At 58.6% G+C, this 16,573-nt stretch carries 15 protein-coding genes; 9 read left to right on the forward strand and 6 right to left on the reverse strand.

The features are described 5' to 3' along the window. The first annotated feature begins 75 nt into the window (after positions 1–75). Positions 76–1,833, forward strand: a complete 1,758-nt coding sequence (gene ggt / locus KFE13_RS08725; protein WP_449240098.1) for a gamma-glutamyltransferase — start codon at positions 76–78, stop codon at positions 1,831–1,833. Positions 1,834–1,919: 86 nt separating this feature from the next. After that, positions 1,920–3,944, forward strand: a complete 2,025-nt coding sequence (locus KFE13_RS08730; protein WP_260706778.1) for a beta-N-acetylhexosaminidase — start codon at positions 1,920–1,922, stop codon at positions 3,942–3,944. Positions 3,945–4,005: 61 nt separating this feature from the next. Here KFE13_RS08730 and KFE13_RS08735 read toward each other — a convergent pair whose 3' ends face one another. From KFE13_RS08735 to KFE13_RS08745, 3 genes are all read right to left on the reverse strand, one after another. Beyond that, complete coding sequence (locus tag KFE13_RS08735; protein WP_260706779.1) at positions 4,006–4,833, reverse strand: alpha/beta fold hydrolase; 828 nt, start codon at positions 4,831–4,833, stop codon at positions 4,006–4,008. A gap of 86 nt (positions 4,834–4,919) precedes the next feature. Next, entirely contained in the window at positions 4,920–5,396 is a 477-nt protein-coding gene (locus KFE13_RS08740; protein WP_260706780.1) for a nuclear transport factor 2 family protein, read from the reverse strand. Between the two features lie 11 nt (positions 5,397–5,407). Continuing rightward, positions 5,408–6,169: an SGNH/GDSL hydrolase family protein gene (locus tag KFE13_RS08745; protein WP_260706781.1), complete on the reverse strand. Its 762-nt coding sequence runs from the start codon at positions 6,167–6,169 to the stop codon at positions 5,408–5,410. 115 nt (positions 6,170–6,284) lie between these two features. Between KFE13_RS08745 and KFE13_RS08750 the strand changes: the two genes are divergently transcribed. Continuing rightward, positions 6,285–7,151 (forward strand): sugar phosphate isomerase/epimerase family protein, encoded by an 867-nt coding sequence (locus tag KFE13_RS08750; protein WP_260706782.1) that lies wholly within the window; start codon positions 6,285–6,287, stop codon positions 7,149–7,151. Positions 7,152–7,158: 7 nt separating this feature from the next. Here KFE13_RS08750 and KFE13_RS08755 read toward each other — a convergent pair whose 3' ends face one another. Beyond that, on the reverse strand, positions 7,159–7,977 hold the full coding sequence (locus tag KFE13_RS08755) for a PGN_0703 family putative restriction endonuclease (RefSeq protein WP_260706783.1): 819 nt from the start codon (positions 7,975–7,977) through the stop codon (positions 7,159–7,161). An 83-nt stretch (positions 7,978–8,060) separates the two neighbouring features. Between KFE13_RS08755 and asnS the strand changes: the two genes are divergently transcribed. Then, a complete protein-coding gene (gene asnS, locus KFE13_RS08760) occupies positions 8,061–9,455 on the forward strand; it encodes an asparagine--tRNA ligase (RefSeq protein WP_260706784.1) in 1,395 nt (464 codons plus the stop codon). A gap of 19 nt (positions 9,456–9,474) precedes the next feature. Here asnS and KFE13_RS08765 read toward each other — a convergent pair whose 3' ends face one another. After that, entirely contained in the window at positions 9,475–10,389 is a 915-nt protein-coding gene (locus KFE13_RS08765) for a hypothetical protein (RefSeq protein ID WP_260706785.1), read from the reverse strand. A 258-nt stretch (positions 10,390–10,647) separates the two neighbouring features. On the opposite strand from KFE13_RS08765, the gene KFE13_RS08770 reads away from it, so the two are divergent. The 5 genes from KFE13_RS08770 to KFE13_RS08790 all read left to right on the forward strand — a co-directional run bounded on the left by KFE13_RS08770 (position 10,648) and on the right by KFE13_RS08790 (position 14,904). Then, positions 10,648–11,919, forward strand: a complete 1,272-nt coding sequence (locus KFE13_RS08770; protein ID WP_260706786.1) for a metallophosphoesterase family protein — start codon at positions 10,648–10,650, stop codon at positions 11,917–11,919. A gap of 81 nt (positions 11,920–12,000) precedes the next feature. After that, positions 12,001–12,669: a Bax inhibitor-1/YccA family protein gene (locus KFE13_RS08775; protein ID WP_260706787.1), complete on the forward strand. Its 669-nt coding sequence runs from the start codon at positions 12,001–12,003 to the stop codon at positions 12,667–12,669. Positions 12,670–12,719: 50 nt separating this feature from the next. Continuing rightward, positions 12,720–13,178, forward strand: a complete 459-nt coding sequence (locus tag KFE13_RS08780) for a hypothetical protein (RefSeq protein WP_260706788.1) — start codon at positions 12,720–12,722, stop codon at positions 13,176–13,178. A gap of 161 nt (positions 13,179–13,339) precedes the next feature. Continuing rightward, positions 13,340–14,116, forward strand: coding sequence for a hypothetical protein (locus tag KFE13_RS08785; protein ID WP_260706789.1), 777 nt, complete (start codon positions 13,340–13,342; stop codon positions 14,114–14,116). Positions 14,117–14,145: 29 nt separating this feature from the next. Next, on the forward strand, positions 14,146–14,904 hold the full coding sequence (locus KFE13_RS08790; protein WP_260706790.1) for a 3-keto-disaccharide hydrolase: 759 nt from the start codon (positions 14,146–14,148) through the stop codon (positions 14,902–14,904). A gap of 7 nt (positions 14,905–14,911) precedes the next feature. Here KFE13_RS08790 and KFE13_RS08795 read toward each other — a convergent pair whose 3' ends face one another. Beyond that, the gene (locus KFE13_RS08795) at positions 14,912–16,210 is read right to left on the reverse strand and encodes a GGDEF domain-containing protein (RefSeq protein WP_260706791.1); all 1,299 of its coding nucleotides are present in this window, start codon (positions 16,208–16,210) and stop codon (positions 14,912–14,914) included. Positions 16,211–16,573: the final 363 nt, after the last annotated feature.

Genomic DNA, 16,573 nt, shown 5'->3' on the forward strand with positions numbered 1-16,573 from the left:
TCCGATGCTGCTTAAGATATGCTTAGCTGAAACGCACCCCGCCCAAATTGAATCTTCAAGGAGTATGCCTTGCGTCTGATCTCCTCTCGCATTTCTGCATCCTTTGTCGCTCTCTCGTTTCTTGCCACTTCTCTTTATGCGCAGCAGGCCGAGCCGGTACGAGCTGCGCATGCGATGGTCGTCACGGTAGAGCACAATGCGACCGATGCCGGAGTCGAGATTCTGAAGAAGGGCGGCAATGCCGTGGACGCGGCTGTCGCGGTGCATTTTGCGCTTGCCGTGGTGTATCCCTTTGCCGGCAATCTGGGCGGCGGCGGATTCATGCTGATTCGCGACAAGCATGGCAAGGCGCACTTTCTCGATTACCGCGAGAAAGCTCCTGCGGCCGCGTCGCGCGATATGTATCTGGATGCGCAGGGGAATGTGATTCCGCGCATGTCGCTTGTGGGCTACAAGGCCAGCGGCGTTCCGGGATCGGTCGCCGGCATGGTGTATGCGCAGAAGCACTTCGGCAAGCTGACGCTGGCCGAGGACATGGCTCCGGCGATCCGGCTGGCGACGGAGGGCTTCGTTCTTTCAGACGCCGAAGCGCGCATGCTGCAGAGCAAGAACATGACGCTGTTTCCGGCTTCGGCGCATATCTACCAGCGCGATGGCAATTTCTATAAAGATGGCGAGGTCTTCAAGCAGCCTGAGCTGGCGGCAACACTGGTACGCATCGCGAAAGACCCCGACGACTTCTATAAGGGAGCAATGGCGCGGCAGATTGCCGACTTCGAGAAGGCGAACGGCGGCAACATTACGGCTGAAGATCTTGCGGCATACGAGGTGAAGGACCGTGAGCCGATCCGCGGACGTTATCGCGGCTACGACATTGTGACGGCTCCGCCTCCATCGTCGGGCGGCATTGTGCTGGTGCAGATTCTGAATATTCTCTCCGGCTTCAACCTGAAGAAGCTGGGAGCCGACCGTTCGCCTGCGCAGGTTCACATCATCACGGAGGCTTTTCGCCGCGCCTACATGGATCGCGGCGACTATCTGGGCGATCCTGACTTCAACACGCTGCCGCTTGAGCAGATGGCCAGCATGAAGTACGCCGCAGCTTGGCGCGCGTCGATCGATCCGAACAAGCCGACACCAAGCAAGGACCTGGTTCGTCCGGCGGGATTTCTTCCGCCTCCGCCTGCAGCCGCACACTCGAAGGAGTCGACCGAGACAACCCACTTCTCCATTGTCGATAAGGACGGCAACGCCGTCGCAAGCACGACGACGCTGAATGGAGGCTTCGGCTCGGGAGTAACTATCGGAGGACTTGGCTTCCTGATGAACAACCAGATGGACGACTTCACTTCAAAGGTCGGCGTACCTAATATGTATGGCCTCATTCAGGGCCCGGCTAACTCCATCGCGCCGGGCAAGCGTCCGCTATCGGCGATGACGCCGACCATCATCAGCACGCATGGCAGCCTGTTTCATCGACCGAAGCTGGCGTATGTGATGGGGACGCCGGGAGGCTCAACCATCATCACGACGGTCGCCAACGACGTGATCAGTGCGATCGACAATGGGATGAACATACAGGCCGTTGCCGATGCTCCACGCTTTCATCATCAGTACCTGCCGGACCGCCTCGACTTCGAGAAGAAGTTTCCCGACGACGTGGTGAATGCGATGAAGGCGATGGGTTATACGACGAACCGCAACCAAGTCGCCGACGAGAAGAGCCCAGGCGTATGGGGAGACAGCGAGTTGATCGCCGTCGATCCGAAGACCGGCGAGCTGCTGAGCGGCCATGACAATCGCCGCGCCTTCGGCAAAGCGGCCGGCTACTGAGCGGTTTCTTTTTATTCGCTTTATTGCCTCTTTTCGATTCCGACCTGTATGCTTTGCACACAAGATCCCGTCGGAGCGCATACGCCTTGAATCGAGCACTCGTTCTTACTGCCACGCTTCTTATGTCCTCTGTGTCGTTCGCACAACCCTTCACCAACACGCTGATGCCACAGCCTTCGCACCTTACGGCAGGCGCGGGCGCATTTCCGTGGACCACCTCGGTCACGGTAGGCGTGACCCACTTCAGCGACCAGCGATTGAACGATGCGGTGGAGCACCTGCTGGAGCAGCTGGAGCGCAAGACCGGCGTGCCTCGTCAGCGCAGCATCATGACCAGCAGCGCCTCCAGCCTGGTGATCGACGTCGATGGGGCGGGCGAAACTGTTCAATCCATCGATGAGGACGAATCGTACACGCTGAGCGTCTCTGCCTCGGGCGTGAAGGTGCATGCCGCAACGGTAGTGGGCGCGATGCGCGGCATGACGACACTGCTGCAGCTGGTTCAGGTGAGCGGCAACGGCTTCGTCGTTCCTGCGGTTGAGGTTCAGGACTCGCCCCGCTTTCGCTGGCGCGGCCTGATGATCGATGCAGGCCGCCACTTCGAGCCGGTCGACGTCATCAAGCGCAACCTCGATGCCATGGCCGACGTGAAGCTCAACGTCTTCCACTGGCACCTGACGGAGGATCAGGGCTTCCGCATCGAGAGCAAGCTGTATCCGAAGCTGACCGGTTCGGGCTCCGACGGGCTCTATTACACGCAGGACGACGCCCGCGAGATTGTCGCTTACGCACGAGCACGCGGCATCCGCGTGGTGCCTGAGTTCGATATGCCTGGCCACACGCGCAGCTGGCTGGTCGGCTACCCGGAGCTTTCGAGCGATCCGGGGCCGTATACGCTGCGTCGCGAGTTCGGCGTCGAAGCTGTTGCGATGGATCCGACCAAAGAGAGCACCTACCAGTTCATCGATGCCTTCCTCGGCGAGATGGCGACCATTTTCCCCGATCCCTACCTGCACCTGGGTGGCGATGAGACTCCAGGGACGCAGTGGAAGAACAATGCGCGCGTTGTGGAGTTCATGAAGGCACACCACTTCAAGAACACCGAGGAGCTGCAAACGTATTTCTCGCAGCGTGTGCTGGAGATTGCCAAAAAGCATGGCAAGCACATGGTGGGCTGGGATGAGATTCTGAACCCGGCGCTGCCGACCGACGCCATCATTCATTCGTGGCGCGGTGCGAAGTCGCTGTCGGACGCCGTGCAACGCGGCAATCAGGGCATCCTCTCCAAGGGTTACTACCTCGATCACATCGACTCTGCGGAGGACTACTACCTCGTCGATCCTCTTCCCGCAGGGAACACGCTCACGCCGGAGCAGAGCAAACTCATACTCGGCGGCGAGGCCTGCATGTGGGGCGAGCATGTGAACGAGCTCTCGATCGACTCGCGCATCTGGCCGCGCACCGCAGCGGTTGCCGAGCGCCTGTGGTCACCCGCGAATGTGCGCGACGTAGACGACATGTATCGCCGGCTCGCGGTCGAATCGCTGCGCATCGAAGCTGTTGCCGGAACAACGCATCTGTCGCACGAAGGTGCAGCGCTGCGCGAGCTTGCAGGCACAGAAGACATCGCGGCGCTGCGCACCTTCGCATCGGCGATACAGCCAGTGCCCTTTGGCGAGCGCTACCATCAGCAGCACACCTCGGCGCTGACACCGATGAACAACCTTGTCGACGCCGTGCGTCCTGATCCAGCTTTGCGCCATCAGGTGAATGTGCTGGTGCGCGAGCTGCTGAAATCGCCGAAGACGAACGCGGAGGCACGCACGCAGCTCAGCCATATCTTTGCTACGTGGGCAGCCGCTGTTCCCACGGTTGAGGCACAGATGAACAACGCTCCTCTGCTGGCCACGGCACGGCCTCGCGCCCAGCAGCTGGCAGCGCTGGCACGCACCGGTCAGCAGGCGTTGGATTATCTCACTGGCAGCAAGAAGGCTCCGGCAGGATGGAAGCAGTCGAAGCTGGCAGAGATTGAGGAAGCGAAAAAGCCGCAGTCGATCGTCCGCTTCACCTTCCTCGATCCACTCCGCGATCTGGTGAATGCTGTGCAGTAGTTCGGTCTCAATTACAAAACAAACGCCGTGGCCCGCCGCCACGGCGTTTGTTTGTGCATCGCTACTTCAGAAAATCAACCAGCAGTGGATTCACCTTGTCGGCATGCGTCGTCAGCAGACCGTGTGGTGCGCCTTCGATAACGGCGAGTCTGCTGCCGCGAATCGCCCGCTGCAGTGGGCGTGCCGTGCCATCTATGGGCAACGTGCGATCTGCATCGCCATGGATGATCAGGGTTGGCACATCGATCCTGGCCACATCGGGACGGAAGTCCGTCCACCATGTCTTCACGCAGCTCACCGTACCGACGGGCGAGGCCATCGCGCCGATGTTCCAGCTATAGCGCAGGTCCTCCTCGGTCAGCCGCGATCCCAGAAGCGTATCCGCGTTGTAAAAATTTTCGAGAAACGATGTGAGGAAGGTCAGCCGGTCCTTCTTCGCAGCCGCTTCCAGCGTTGCGCGCACGCTGTCCTCGACGCCTCCAGGATTCTCCGGCGACTTCAACAGAAAGGGTGGCGTTGCCGAGATGAAGACGGCCTTCTCAACATTGGTTGTGCCGAATCTGCCCATGAAGCGCGCTACTTCGCCGCCACCCATCGAAAAACCGACGAGGGAGAATCGCTTCAGGTTGAGGTGCTTCGTCAGCTTGCAGAGGTCCTCGGTAAAGACATCGTAGTTGTATCCCATCGAGGTCTGCGACGACTGCCCGAAACCGCGTCGATCATAGGTGATGACACGAAGGCCGGCATCGAGCAGCGCGGCAATCTGCTTCTCCCACGAGCGTCCGCTCAGGGGAAAACCATGGATCAGAATGACCGGCTTTCCTGTGCCATGGTCTTCGAAGTAAATCTGTATATCACCTGCATCCCGTCCAACGGTAAGGTAGGGCATGGTCGTCTCTCCGTGCGCATCGTGGTCTGCGCAACTGTTGCGCAACATACTAAGACCGGATGTGGATTCTGCCCAACAAAATTTCGTTACAGTCCCAGATCGCTTAAACCGGGGTGATCGTCGGGCCTGCGGCCCAGGGGCCAGTGATACAGGCGCTCCTCCTCTTTGATGGCCAGGTCGTTGATGCTCGCGTGCCGCCGCAGCATCAGGCCATTCTCGTCGAACTCCCAGTTTTCGTTGCCATAGCTCCGCCACCACTGGCCGTTGGCATCGTGGCACTCATAGGCGAAGCGGACGGCGATTCTCGCACCGTCGAAGGCCCATAGCTCCTTGATCAGGCGGTAGTCCAACTCGCGCGACCATTTGCGCGTAAGGAACGCCACAATCTCGTCGCGCCCGTTCACAAACTCCGACCGGTTGCGCCATCGGCTATCGACCGTGTAAGCCAGCGAGACACGCTGAGGATCGCGCGTATTCCATCCATCCTCTGCCATGCGAACTTTTTTGATCGCGCTCTCGCGCGTAAAAGGCGGACCAATACGACCGGGGGCTTGCTGCGCCATGACTGTCTCCTTTACTTCGCCAATGCCTGTGCGATGGCCTTTTCCGCAAGCGGTGACATCATCGCGTATCCCTTCGCGGTCGGATGGACGCCATCGGCTGCAAGCTCCGGGTCAAGTCCACCATTCGCATTCGCCATCGCTGCGTAGTAGTCGAGATACACCAGCCCCTCGCGCTCGCATAGCGCCTTCAGCCTGGCATTCATCGCGCGAATCTTCTCCGCCGGCTGCACCTCGGGGCGCCAGCGATAATGGTCCGCCGGAAGAATCGATGCAATCACCATCTTGATATGGTTCACCTTCGCAACCGCCACCATCGATGCGAAGTTGTCCTCGATCATCTCCGGCGTCGACGGGCCGGTGTTGCCCGCAATATCGTTTGTGCCGGCGAGAATCACCACCACGGCAGGCTTCAGATGCACGACATCCTGCTCGAACCGTACCAGCATCTGCGGCGTTGTCTGTCCGCTGATGCCGCGGCCGATGTAGCCTTTGCCGGGAAAGAACTCGTCCGCATGCTGCGCCCATGCATCGGTAATCGAGTCGCCATAGAAGACGACGCGCTTCTCTCCCGCAGCAGGCGCAGGCAGCGCAGCATTGGCAGCGCGGTAGCGATCGAGTTGCGCCCAGTCGGCCAGCTTCTTCTGCATCGTGTCGATCTGTTTCTGCACATCAGGCGCAGCAGCCGTTGTGGCAGCGGGTGCTGCCGGAGCCGGAGTCTGCGCCGCTAACGTCATGCTCCCACACGCCATCACTGCCAACCAAACCGTTCGCATTCCCATTCGCACGCTCCTTATTCTTGCAAGCCAGCATAAATCGCCTGTGCCCCACCATGCAGAATCCTGCATGGAAGATTCCACATGGCTGGTTGTTGTAACCTTGTGATTCATCATGCAGCCCGGAATCTCCACTCACGTCTTCCTGTCGCAACGACTTCATCCGGGCCTGCTCGACGCGCTTCGAAGCTCAGGCGCTCGCACGATCGAGCTCTTCGCCGCACGCCACCACTTCGACTACACCGACCGCGCGCAACTGCGTGAGATCGCCACATGGTTCCGAGATACCGGCACGGGCGCTACGCTGCATCAACCCATCTTCACGCGCGAGCAGTCGGAGAACTGGTCACGGCACGTGCCGGCGACGCTCTCGCTCATCGCACCGGAGAAGAGCTACCGCATCGACGCCATGGACGAGGTGAAGCGCGCGCTCGAGACCGCCGAGATGATTCCCGTCTCTGCGATCACGCTACACCTTGGCCTCAAGGACGATGCCTGGGACACGCGTGCCATCGAGAACTCGATGACCGCCATCGAGCATCTGAAGGCATTCGCGCATCCACTGGGAGTGAAGGTGCTGCTCGAAAATCTGCAGAACGATGTCACCACGCCGGAACATCTGCTGGAGATTTTGAACGTCGGCCACTTCGACAACGTCGGCGTCACGCTGGACGTTGGCCACGCCTACCTCAGCGACACCGGCATCGACCAGGCCTTCGAGCTGCTGAAGCCGCGCATCGGCGAGCTGCACCTGCACGACAACCACGGCATGCGCGACGAACATCTCTGGCCCGGCTCCGGCGAGATGGACTGGGCGCACCTCGCAAAGCTGACGGCGACGCTGCCTGCCGAGATTCCCGGCATCCTCGAGATCGCACACGAGCTGAACGAAACTGCAGAGAACGTCACGGCAAAAGCGATCGCAGCCTTCGACCAGCAGGCACGCACCACGGACGGCCTTCTACAGTCGAACCCGAGCTAAACGTATTTCACCGCGAAGCCACAATCCCATACTTTTCTTCAAGAAATCGCTGTAATGCACGCGGCAGGGTGCCTGCCAGCTCCTGCCACGTCAACAGCTTCAGCCTGCTCTGAAAGCTCAGACTGCGCACGGCACGCATGACGCCGAACCACTCCTCGACCAGGTCTCGCCGCCGCCCATCGCACAGCACCGCAAACGAGCAACCCTTGCTGTACGCAGCCAGCGCTCCACGAATCAACTGATACCCACGCACGCATCCGTTGCCGCTGCGCTGTAACGTATCCACATCAAAGACTTCAGCCAGAGCGCTGTATCGAAGCAGCAGCCGCACTGGCGCTGTCTGGAAGCCGGTCTCTGTCAGCTTCGCCTCCACCAGCAGATCGCCCAGACACATATCGACCTCCGTGCGATCGATGCCTTTCTGTAACGGTATGCCGACACGAACACCAAACTCGGGCACCAATCCATGATCGACGCCAAGCAGCCCACACACCTCAGCGCGATGCAGCACGCGCGGACAACAGAAGATATTCATCAGCAGAGCATCTGAGCTGTTGGCGCAGTCCAGCTCATACCGCCTGCGATCCTGGGAACGCGGCACCCGCGCACTCGCCGTGTAACTCTTCTCCAGCCGCCGGGCCCACTCTGGCCTTGCGCAGATCGCACGATACGATGCCGCGTAGAAATTTCCATGGGCACCCTCGTCGCCGCGATAGATCACGCTGGCGACTTCGCCATACGTCATCTCATGCTCGTGATCGACTGCGCGGGCAAGATTCCTCGCACTCAGCTCACGACGCAGCCCGCCACTCGAAAGCGCATCCATGCTGAAATCATATACGAATAAAAAGCGAATATTTCACTCTGCCGAATCCGGTACTCTATAACGCGGAAGGTAGAAACCGCATCATGTCCGAGAACACTGCCGCAGCAACCACTCCCACCGTCACCATTGCCACTATCGGCCAGCACGAAGGCCAGGTCATCACCCTGCGTGGCTGGCTCTACAACATCCGCTCCTCGGGTAAGCTGCTCTTCCCCACCTTCCGCGACGGCACCGGCACCATCCAGGGCATCGTGCCCAAAGCCGCCGTACCCGAAGAGGTCTTCGAAACTCTCAAGGCCCTCCAGCTCGAGTCCTCCGTCGCCGTGACCGGCCAGGTTCGCGCCGACTCGCGCGCGCCTTCCGGCTACGAGCTCGACGTGCAGAATGTTGAGGTCATCTCCGCCGTCTCCGCCGACGATCCCTACCCCATCACGCTCAAGGAGCACGGCGTCGACTTCCTGATGGAGCACCGCCACCTCTGGCTCCGCTCCCCGCGCCAGTCGGCGATCCTGCGCGTGCGCGCCACCATCATGCGCGCGGCAGCTGAGTACTTCGACACCAACGGCTTCATCCGCACCGATCCACCGATCCTGACTCCGAATGCCTGCGAGGGGACGAGCGAGCTCTTCGAAATGGACTACTTCGACGACGACAAGGCCTACCTCACGCAGTCGGGCCAGCTCTACATCGAAGCCACTGCGCTCGCGCTGGGCAAGGTCTACAGCTTCGGCCCCACCTTCCGCGCGGAAAAGTCGAAGACGCGCCGCCACCTCACCGAGTTCTGGATGATCGAGCCCGAGGTCGCGCACCTCGAGCTCGACGGTCTGATGGATCTCGCCGAGGGGTTTATCACCCACATCGTCACTCGCGTGCTCGAGCAGCACCGGGCAGACCTGAAGGTCATCGGCCGCGATGTTGAGAAGCTCGAAGCCGTCATCGCCCCTGCTGCTACGAATGGTGCCGAAGGCGCGTCTGCCCCGCGCAATGGCTTCCCACGGCTTAGCTATGACCAGGCGCACGACATGCTCGAAAAGGCCTTCGCCGAAGGCAAGCTCGAAAACCCGCATAAGTACGGCGACGACTTCGGCAGCCCCGACGAGACCTACATCAGCAGCCAGTTCGACAAGCCCGTCATGGTGCACCGCTACCCCGCGGCCTTCAAGGCCTTCTACATGCAGCCCGACCCGCACGATCCCACTAAGGCACTTTGTGTCGACGTGCTCGCCCCCCAGGGCTACGGCGAAATCATCGGCGGCTCCCAGCGCATCGACAGCTACGATCTGCTCAAGCAGCGCATCGAAGAACACCACCTGCCGCTCGATGCCTTCAAGTGGTACTTAGACCTGCGCAAGTATGGAAGCGTCCCGCACGCCGGCTTCGGCATGGGCATCGAACGCGCCGTGGCGTGGATCTGCGGACTGGATCATGTGAGGGAGACGATTCCCTTCGCGAGGACACTGAATAGGATTTATCCGTAGGTTGCTTTTGCTCGAACACTTATGACAATAACAACGTCGGACCCAGATCCAGATCGGGTGGGGGCACTACGCGATGAACCTTTAAGACAAAGTACTTTGGCATTGCCGCCTTCTCTTCGGCGTTGTAACTCGCTTCTATTTTTAGAGTGACCAACAACGATGAACCAGGCGGAACATCTACACGATGTTTACGATATTGTTCCACCCACTGCGCATCGAGCATTTTCGCTTCTATTGCTTTGCCCTGATATAGAAATTCCCATCGCGAATCACCCATAAATACGGGTTTTTTCACAAGCAATACTGCCTCAGAAGGTTCGCTTGGCAGACGTTCTGTTAACAATGCATCTACAGATGCTTGTGATACAGATAGCCTTTTATTGAATTCAACTGCGGGTCTAGACGGAGCACTAAAAAAAACTTGATCTCCCGGCGCCAGAGGTTGCAAGGCTACCGATATCTCTAATATCTCAATTACTAGCAGCGTTCTTGACGGAGCCGCGTATATCGGAATCCCCTTAAGCTCCGTAGATTGAGCTTCTTTTTGTATCTCTTCGCTTAACTGAGATAGGCCCTTCTGATCATTGTCGATCGCCGTTTTATCTTCTAGGTATTTGAGAAGAAGATACTTCGCTGATACCAGATATGTACCTAGTATCTTCTTCCAATCACCGCTCTTTAAAGCATCATCATCTACCGATTGCAGTACGGTCTTGAGCAGAATCTTTAAGGATCCCTCCTCAACCCTTTCCAATGCGAGATGAGACCTTAGATTGACATCAAAACCTCGTACTAATTCTTGGTCAAATCTATTGAAGGCATTGATTAGCCCTATTGCAGTCCGAAATATTCGAGTTGCATCGCCTTCGCCATATGTGTAATCAAGAGTAATTGTGAAGTCTTCGATGATCTCTGAAACTATCGATTTGTTCATTGCACGCCGTTATATCTTGGATCTCCTTGTAAAGAAAGAGAAAATTGGTAACCAAGTGCTCTATTCATGCGGTCTCATCCCATGAGTGAGGCATCACGCGAAGCTTGAACTGGATTACTCTTTCTTCGTCAGATTCCCCGAATAAGAGCTTGTTCTCTCTCTTCCCCTGGACCAATGGCCCATGCCTGTAACAATTTTGGTGTACCGTAGCCGCGCTAAACTACCCCAACACCAAACGGCTCCCCAAAGGCGCACACTATGCCGACTCCCCGGAAGCACCTCCCCGCCAAGAAGCACCCGAAATCTCCAGGCAAGCCGAAGCGTGGAACCCCGAAAACCCCCACGGCGGGCGATCCCATCTTCGGTCAGCCCACGCCTTCGCCTGATCCTTCCGGGTTCAAAAATCCTGTCACCGACCAGAAGGACACCGGGGTCGGCATCGTCGAGGCGGTTCCCGCCGCAGCCAACAAAGCCGTTGAGCCTGTGCTGACGCTGGCGCAGGTCTACGGCTCGCAGGGGCCAGGCGTCGTCTCCGGCATTCAGAAGGCCGGGCAGATCGTCTTCCACTCCGTCGGTGATACCGGCAGCGCCAAAGGTCCCTCCACGCAATCGCAGGTCGCCGACAAGATGGTGACCGACTTCACCGAGACCAACTCCGCCGACGTTCCCTCCTTCCTCTTCCACCTCGGCGACCTTGTCTATTACTTCGGCGAATCCAACTACTATTACGACCAGTTCTTCGAACCCTACCGCCTTTATCCGGCACCAATCGTCGCCATCCCCGGCAACCATGACGGCGTGGTCTACGCCACCGACCCCGAGCCCACGCTCACGGCCTTCCTCCGCAACTTCTGCGCGACTTCGTTCGCACCCTCGCCCGATGCCGGCGGATTGCTGCGCAGCACGATGATTCAGCCGGCGGTCTACTTCACCTTCGACTGCCCCTTCGTGCGTATCCTCGGCCTCTATTCCAATGTGCTTGAAGACCCCGGTGTCATTTCTGACCAGAGCGGTACGTACAAGACGCTCGATTCGCGGCAGGTCGATTTCCTTACCGCTGCGCTCAAGCGCGTGAAGTCCGACAAGTTCACCGGAGCCGTCATCATCGCCGTGCATCATCCCCCATTTACCGGAGGCGCCGTGCATGGCGGCAGCCCGCTGATGCTCGCTGACATCGACACAGCCTGCAAGAGCGCGGGCGTATGGCCGCACGCTGTCTTCTCCGGTCACGCGCACAACTACCAGCGCTTTACGCGGACGATCAATAACATGCAGATTCCGTTCCTTGTCGCGGGCAACGGAGGCCACTCGCCGCTCTCGGCCATGCGCTCGACTTACCGCACGCCTTACAAGATCGACAACACGCTGACGCTCGAAAACTACAACACCACCGACTACGGTTACCTGCGCGTCATCGTCAATGCACAGACCATGCGCATCGAGTTGCACCCAGCCTCGACAGCCGGAACCGCCAAGACGCCGACCGACACCGTCACCGTCAATCTCGCCAACTACACCATTACCGCCTGAGCTGCACCTGTCGCCTGCCGCGAGCCGCTGGCACATGACAAACCGTCCGCAAAGGCGTCCAATAGAGTTGGAGTAAACGATATGCCCATGAACGACTACCAGATGAACAGCTATCCCACCATCATCGACGCCCCGCGCGAGGAGACCTCGTCGCTGCTGGCTAAGGTGCTTGGAATCACCGCGCTTGGCTTCCTGATCACTGCCTTTGGCGTGGCCACCGCGCCACCGTGGGGAACCTTCGTCGGCTTCATCCTGGTCATTGGACTGATCTTCGGCATCAACTTTACGCGTAAAGCGCAGCCAGCCGTCGCGCTTGCCCTCTTCATGGGCCTCGCCTACTTCATGGGCTGGGAGATCGGCCCGCTGATCCAGCGTTACATCCGCACCTTCGGCTCGGGGTTGGTCTTCAACGCCGCCGCGACGACGGGTTGCGGCATGGCAGTGATGGGATGCATCTCGTACCTGTTCAGCATCAATTACCGCCGCGTCGCCGGAATCGGCTTTGCCGCATTGCTGGTGCTGATCATCGCCGGTATCGCGAGCATGTTCTTCCACTTCCTGACGCCGGATACGTACAGCTGGCTGACACTCGGCGTCTTCTCCCTGCTGACCGTGGCTGACTTCGCGCGCATCCGCGCAGGCGGCGATGGAGCCTCTGCCGTATCGCTCGCGCTGAGCATCTACCTCGACGGCATCAACATCTTCATGGCTGTGCTGCAGTTGATGGGCGGACGCCGCAGCCGCGACTAAAATTGACACATCCCTTCCGCAAACACGCTTCCTGGTGTCATCCTTAAACCATGAAGCGTGTTTCTCTTTTAAGCTCCGTCGCCGTTTTCTTCTTTTGCAGCCTCGCCGCCACCGCGCAGGATAGCGGCAACTGGCGCGCTTCGAACCAGACGGCGAAGACCATCACCGGCGATATCGCCATCGCGCCGGAGAAGCTCTATATCAACTTCATCCGCTTCACGATCTCGCGCATTCGCGCACTTGAGCCTGCCGAATCCGCAGCGGCCTTTGAGACCGACGCGAGCGCACAAGGCACGGGCAGTCTCTATCGCCTCAGCATTCCGCCCGAGCAGAAGTTCCTGCACAAGAACACGCTCTGCGGCTCCGATGAGACGCAGTGGATGGCCACCTACGTCGAGGGCAAAACGCTAAAGGTTGCCTTCTTCTCCGATGCCAAGCCGCCTGTCTTCAAGCTGGAAGCGCTACAGAACTCAACGAACCTGTGCGGTACCTTTGTCTACGTAAGATAAAGCACGCACAGCGGGTAGCGATAAGGGGCGCTCTTTGAGTAGAGATTCATACACTATTTGGAAATACCTGCGCTGCAACTTTCGTCTACATCGGAGTCCACGCTGGTCTGATTCCGTTTTTTCCTGAATCGCTCTACGCTGTTGCCTGAATCTCCGGGCCCGTGAGCACTTTACCCACAACCTCAACGCCTCACCGCATCGTCATCGCCGGTGGATGCCATGTCAACGGCTGGCCCATCGGTAAAGCTTCCGGCTTCGTCGAGGTGATGCTGCACGACTGCCACTGCGAAAACTCTTCGACGGTCGCCCCGATCAATCTACGCAACTCCTCGTCGCTGCTGCAGTTGCTCCGCCAGCAACCTGCCGATACGGTCATACTGCAGTTCGGCAACTACGAAACGATGGCTTCCATCAAAAAACACATCCGCGCTGTTCTGCATCTCGGCCGGAAGTATCACTGTTCCGAGAACAGCGGATTACAGGTCCCACCCGATACTCTCTTCATTTCGACGCTGCCCTGGCGACTCCGGGTTCTTTGCAAACTGGCGTACGGTTATACGCTGGGACACATTCCTCCTGCGCTCTTCGACGCACGTGCTTTCCGCCGCCAGTGCGAACAGCTGCTGTCTGATCTGGAACATCTGGAGGACACACCCAGGATCGTTATCTTTCTATCGCCGATTCCCTGCGCCGATCCTCTTATCAACCGCTACCGCTGTCAGGCTGCACAGATCATCCGTTGCCTTTGCGATGCAGCTTCTCCGCGTCTGCCCTTCCATGTGCGCTATGTCGATTCCGCCCAGGTGCTTGGCATCACGCCGCAGATCACGCAGGCCCTGCACACGCGCGTCTTCGCCGACGATCTCCATCTCAATGGCAGAGGCCATCTGCTTCTCGGTCTTGGACTCGCAACCATCCTTCAGACCAATCTTGTCTAGCTTCGCCGAAGCTCGTATCGTAGTCTTCCATGCCGACTCGCGCTCTCCTTCTCGTCACCGCTCTTCTCTTCGCTACACTCCCACTTGCCGCCCAGACTCCGAACACCCTCACTGCGCAGGAAAAGGCACAGGGCTGGCATCTTCTCTTTGACGGAAAGACCTCCACGGGCTGGCGCAGCACACACAGCCCTGGCTTCCCTGCCACAGGCTGGGAGGTCAAAGATGGCATGATCTCCGTCACCGAAAACGGCGGCGAAGAAGGTGGCAACGCCGGAGACATCATTACCGCACGCAAGTACACCAACTTTGAGTTGTCCGTGGATTTCCGCATCACTCCCGGCGCCAACAGCGGCATCAAGTACTTTGTCGATCTCGATATGACTCCAGGGCACGGTGGACATGGCTCCGCCATCGGCTTCGAGTACCAGATTCTCGACGATGCTGTTCACCCCGATGCAAAGAAAGGAAGCAACGGCGACCGTACCCTGGCCTCGCTCTACGACATGATCCCTGCCGCCGCCAACAAGCCTGTCAGACCCATCGGCGAATGGAACACGGCACGCATCGTCATTCGCGGAGCGCACGGCGAGCACTGGCTCAATGGAGTTAAGGTGGTTGAATACGAGCGCTTCACGCCGGCGTTCCGCAAACTCGTCGCCGATAGCAAATACCACGTCTATCCCAACTTCGGCGAAGCACACGATGGGTACATTCTGCTGCAGGACCACGGCTTCCCGGTATCGTTCCGCAACATCAAGATTCGCGAGCTTCCTGCAACATCACGCTGATGCCGCTCTATCGCAGACGGTTCGTCTCCCGCAGGCGCGATAGGCGACGCATCGCCGACGTCTTTCTGGATGGAGTTGGTTCGCCCGCGGCTTCCTGCAGATCGCAAGGACGAAACTCTACGCGATTCCGCCCGCTCTCCTTCGCCTTATACAGCGCGCGATCGGCTTGCTTCAACAACTTTTCCGGATGCAACAATACATCTGGCACGCATGTCGATACACCGCAACTGACTGTGACCTTCAGTATCTGTTCGCCGTCATAGCCACTCACGGGTGTACCGGCTCGCTCCACCAGCTGCCGTATTCTCTCGGCAACGCCGATCGCCATCTTCTGATTTGTGTCCGGCAGCAGAACGACAAACTCCTCGCCGCCGTATCGCGCCGCGAGATCCACCTGCGCCCGCAGCGCCTGCGGCAACAGCGATGCAACGTTTCGCAAGACCTCATCTCCATAAAGATGGCCGAAGACATCGTTCACCACCTTGAAATGATCGACATCAATCAGAATGATGCTGAGCTGTGTGTTCTCCCTCGCACCTTGCGCCCACAGCACCTCAAACCGCTCATCGAAGGCCCGACGATTCGGCAGCTCCGTCAGCCTGTCGATGTTTGAAAGCCGATGCAGCTCTGCGGTCTGCATCTCGCCGTTCATGAACAGCAGGTAGCTCAGCCGCTCCTGCCGCTCCAGACTGTGCGCGGCGGTCAGCGTAATAGCGCTTCCAAGACACATCATGCTGGCACCGATAATCTGCTCGGAGACCCTTAGTCCATGCGAGTAGCAGGCATAGATGAATCCGCCTGCCGTCATAAGGACCGTTGTCACCGCCGCATACGGAAAGCGCAGCCGCATCACCACATTCACAAACAACAGCGTGATCAGCACCGACATCAAACCGAAGGTCGCGGTCGCCGCCGTCCGACCGCCTTCTACATACAGATTGATAAAACAGATGATCGTCATACCTGCTGCAACCGCGCCTTCACGCGCCCATGCCTGCAGGTTCAGCCGCATCAGGTAGTTCACAAACAAGGCAATCGGCGTCACGATCTCCGTCTGCTGAACGATGGAGATCAGCATCCTGTCCTTCACCAGCAGATAGTCCGCCAGCAGGCACAGGTTCAACACGATGATGGCGATCAGCCCTTCAAGCCATAAACGATGCGATCGCTCCTTGCATGTATCCCGCTCGAACTTTGCTTCAAGCGCAGGCGCAAAGCGGAGCCAGCGCAGGCTTCGGCTGCGCAGCTTTCCGATCTCGTACTGGATGAGATAGTCGGCCGTTGAAATGGCCCTGGAGTCTTGCATCAGCGGCCCCGGAGAATGTAGGCCTCGCGTGCGAGGCTGACATGCACAAAGCCTAGACAAACCGCAGGACGCGCGTCAGCAAAAATTTAATGGCTTAGCACGAAAGGTGTAGGGGTACGTTCCCGAATCTGCACGACACTATCACGCATTTTCGGGAAATTAACTTACGCTCCCTCTGGAGATGGCGCATCATGCATATCCCCAATGCGCGAGCTGTTCGCTGCGATGGCCTGTTGTGCAAACAAATGCTCGAGACACTCAAGCGAGCTCCAAGGCGAACGTCAAGATTCATGTTGGTTCCGTAGAGCCACACGTTTGATGGATACGGCGTTGTCATTTTCGCTTAAACGCAGAAATCGCCCC

The organism is Edaphobacter flagellatus (assembly GCF_025264665.1).
GTDB classification, from domain to species: domain Bacteria; phylum Acidobacteriota; class Terriglobia; order Terriglobales; family Acidobacteriaceae; genus Edaphobacter; species Edaphobacter flagellatus.

Coding starts and splice junctions, on each gene's coding strand:
- KFE13_RS08735 (WP_260706779.1), bottom strand. CDS start 4,833: ATGCCCTACCTTACCGTTGGACGGGATGCAGGTGATATACAGATTTAC.
- KFE13_RS08740 (WP_260706780.1), bottom strand. CDS start 5,396: ATGGCGCAGCAAGCCCCCGGTCGTATTGGTCCGCCTTTTACGCGCGAG.
- KFE13_RS08745 (WP_260706781.1), bottom strand. CDS start 6,169: ATGCGAACGGTTTGGTTGGCAGTGATGGCGTGTGGGAGCATGACGTTA.
- KFE13_RS08750 (WP_260706782.1), top strand. CDS start 6,285: ATGCAGCCCGGAATCTCCACTCACGTCTTCCTGTCGCAACGACTTCAT.
- KFE13_RS08755 (WP_260706783.1), bottom strand. CDS start 7,977: ATGGATGCGCTTTCGAGTGGCGGGCTGCGTCGTGAGCTGAGTGCGAGG.
- asnS (WP_260706784.1), top strand. CDS start 8,061: ATGTCCGAGAACACTGCCGCAGCAACCACTCCCACCGTCACCATTGCC.
- KFE13_RS08765 (WP_260706785.1), bottom strand. CDS start 10,389: ATGAACAAATCGATAGTTTCAGAGATCATCGAAGACTTCACAATTACT.
- KFE13_RS08770 (WP_260706786.1), top strand. CDS start 10,648: ATGCCGACTCCCCGGAAGCACCTCCCCGCCAAGAAGCACCCGAAATCT.
- KFE13_RS08775 (WP_260706787.1), top strand. CDS start 12,001: ATGCCCATGAACGACTACCAGATGAACAGCTATCCCACCATCATCGAC.
- KFE13_RS08780 (WP_260706788.1), top strand. CDS start 12,720: ATGAAGCGTGTTTCTCTTTTAAGCTCCGTCGCCGTTTTCTTCTTTTGC.
- KFE13_RS08790 (WP_260706790.1), top strand. CDS start 14,146: ATGCCGACTCGCGCTCTCCTTCTCGTCACCGCTCTTCTCTTCGCTACA.
- KFE13_RS08795 (WP_260706791.1), bottom strand. CDS start 16,210: ATGCAAGACTCCAGGGCCATTTCAACGGCCGACTATCTCATCCAGTAC.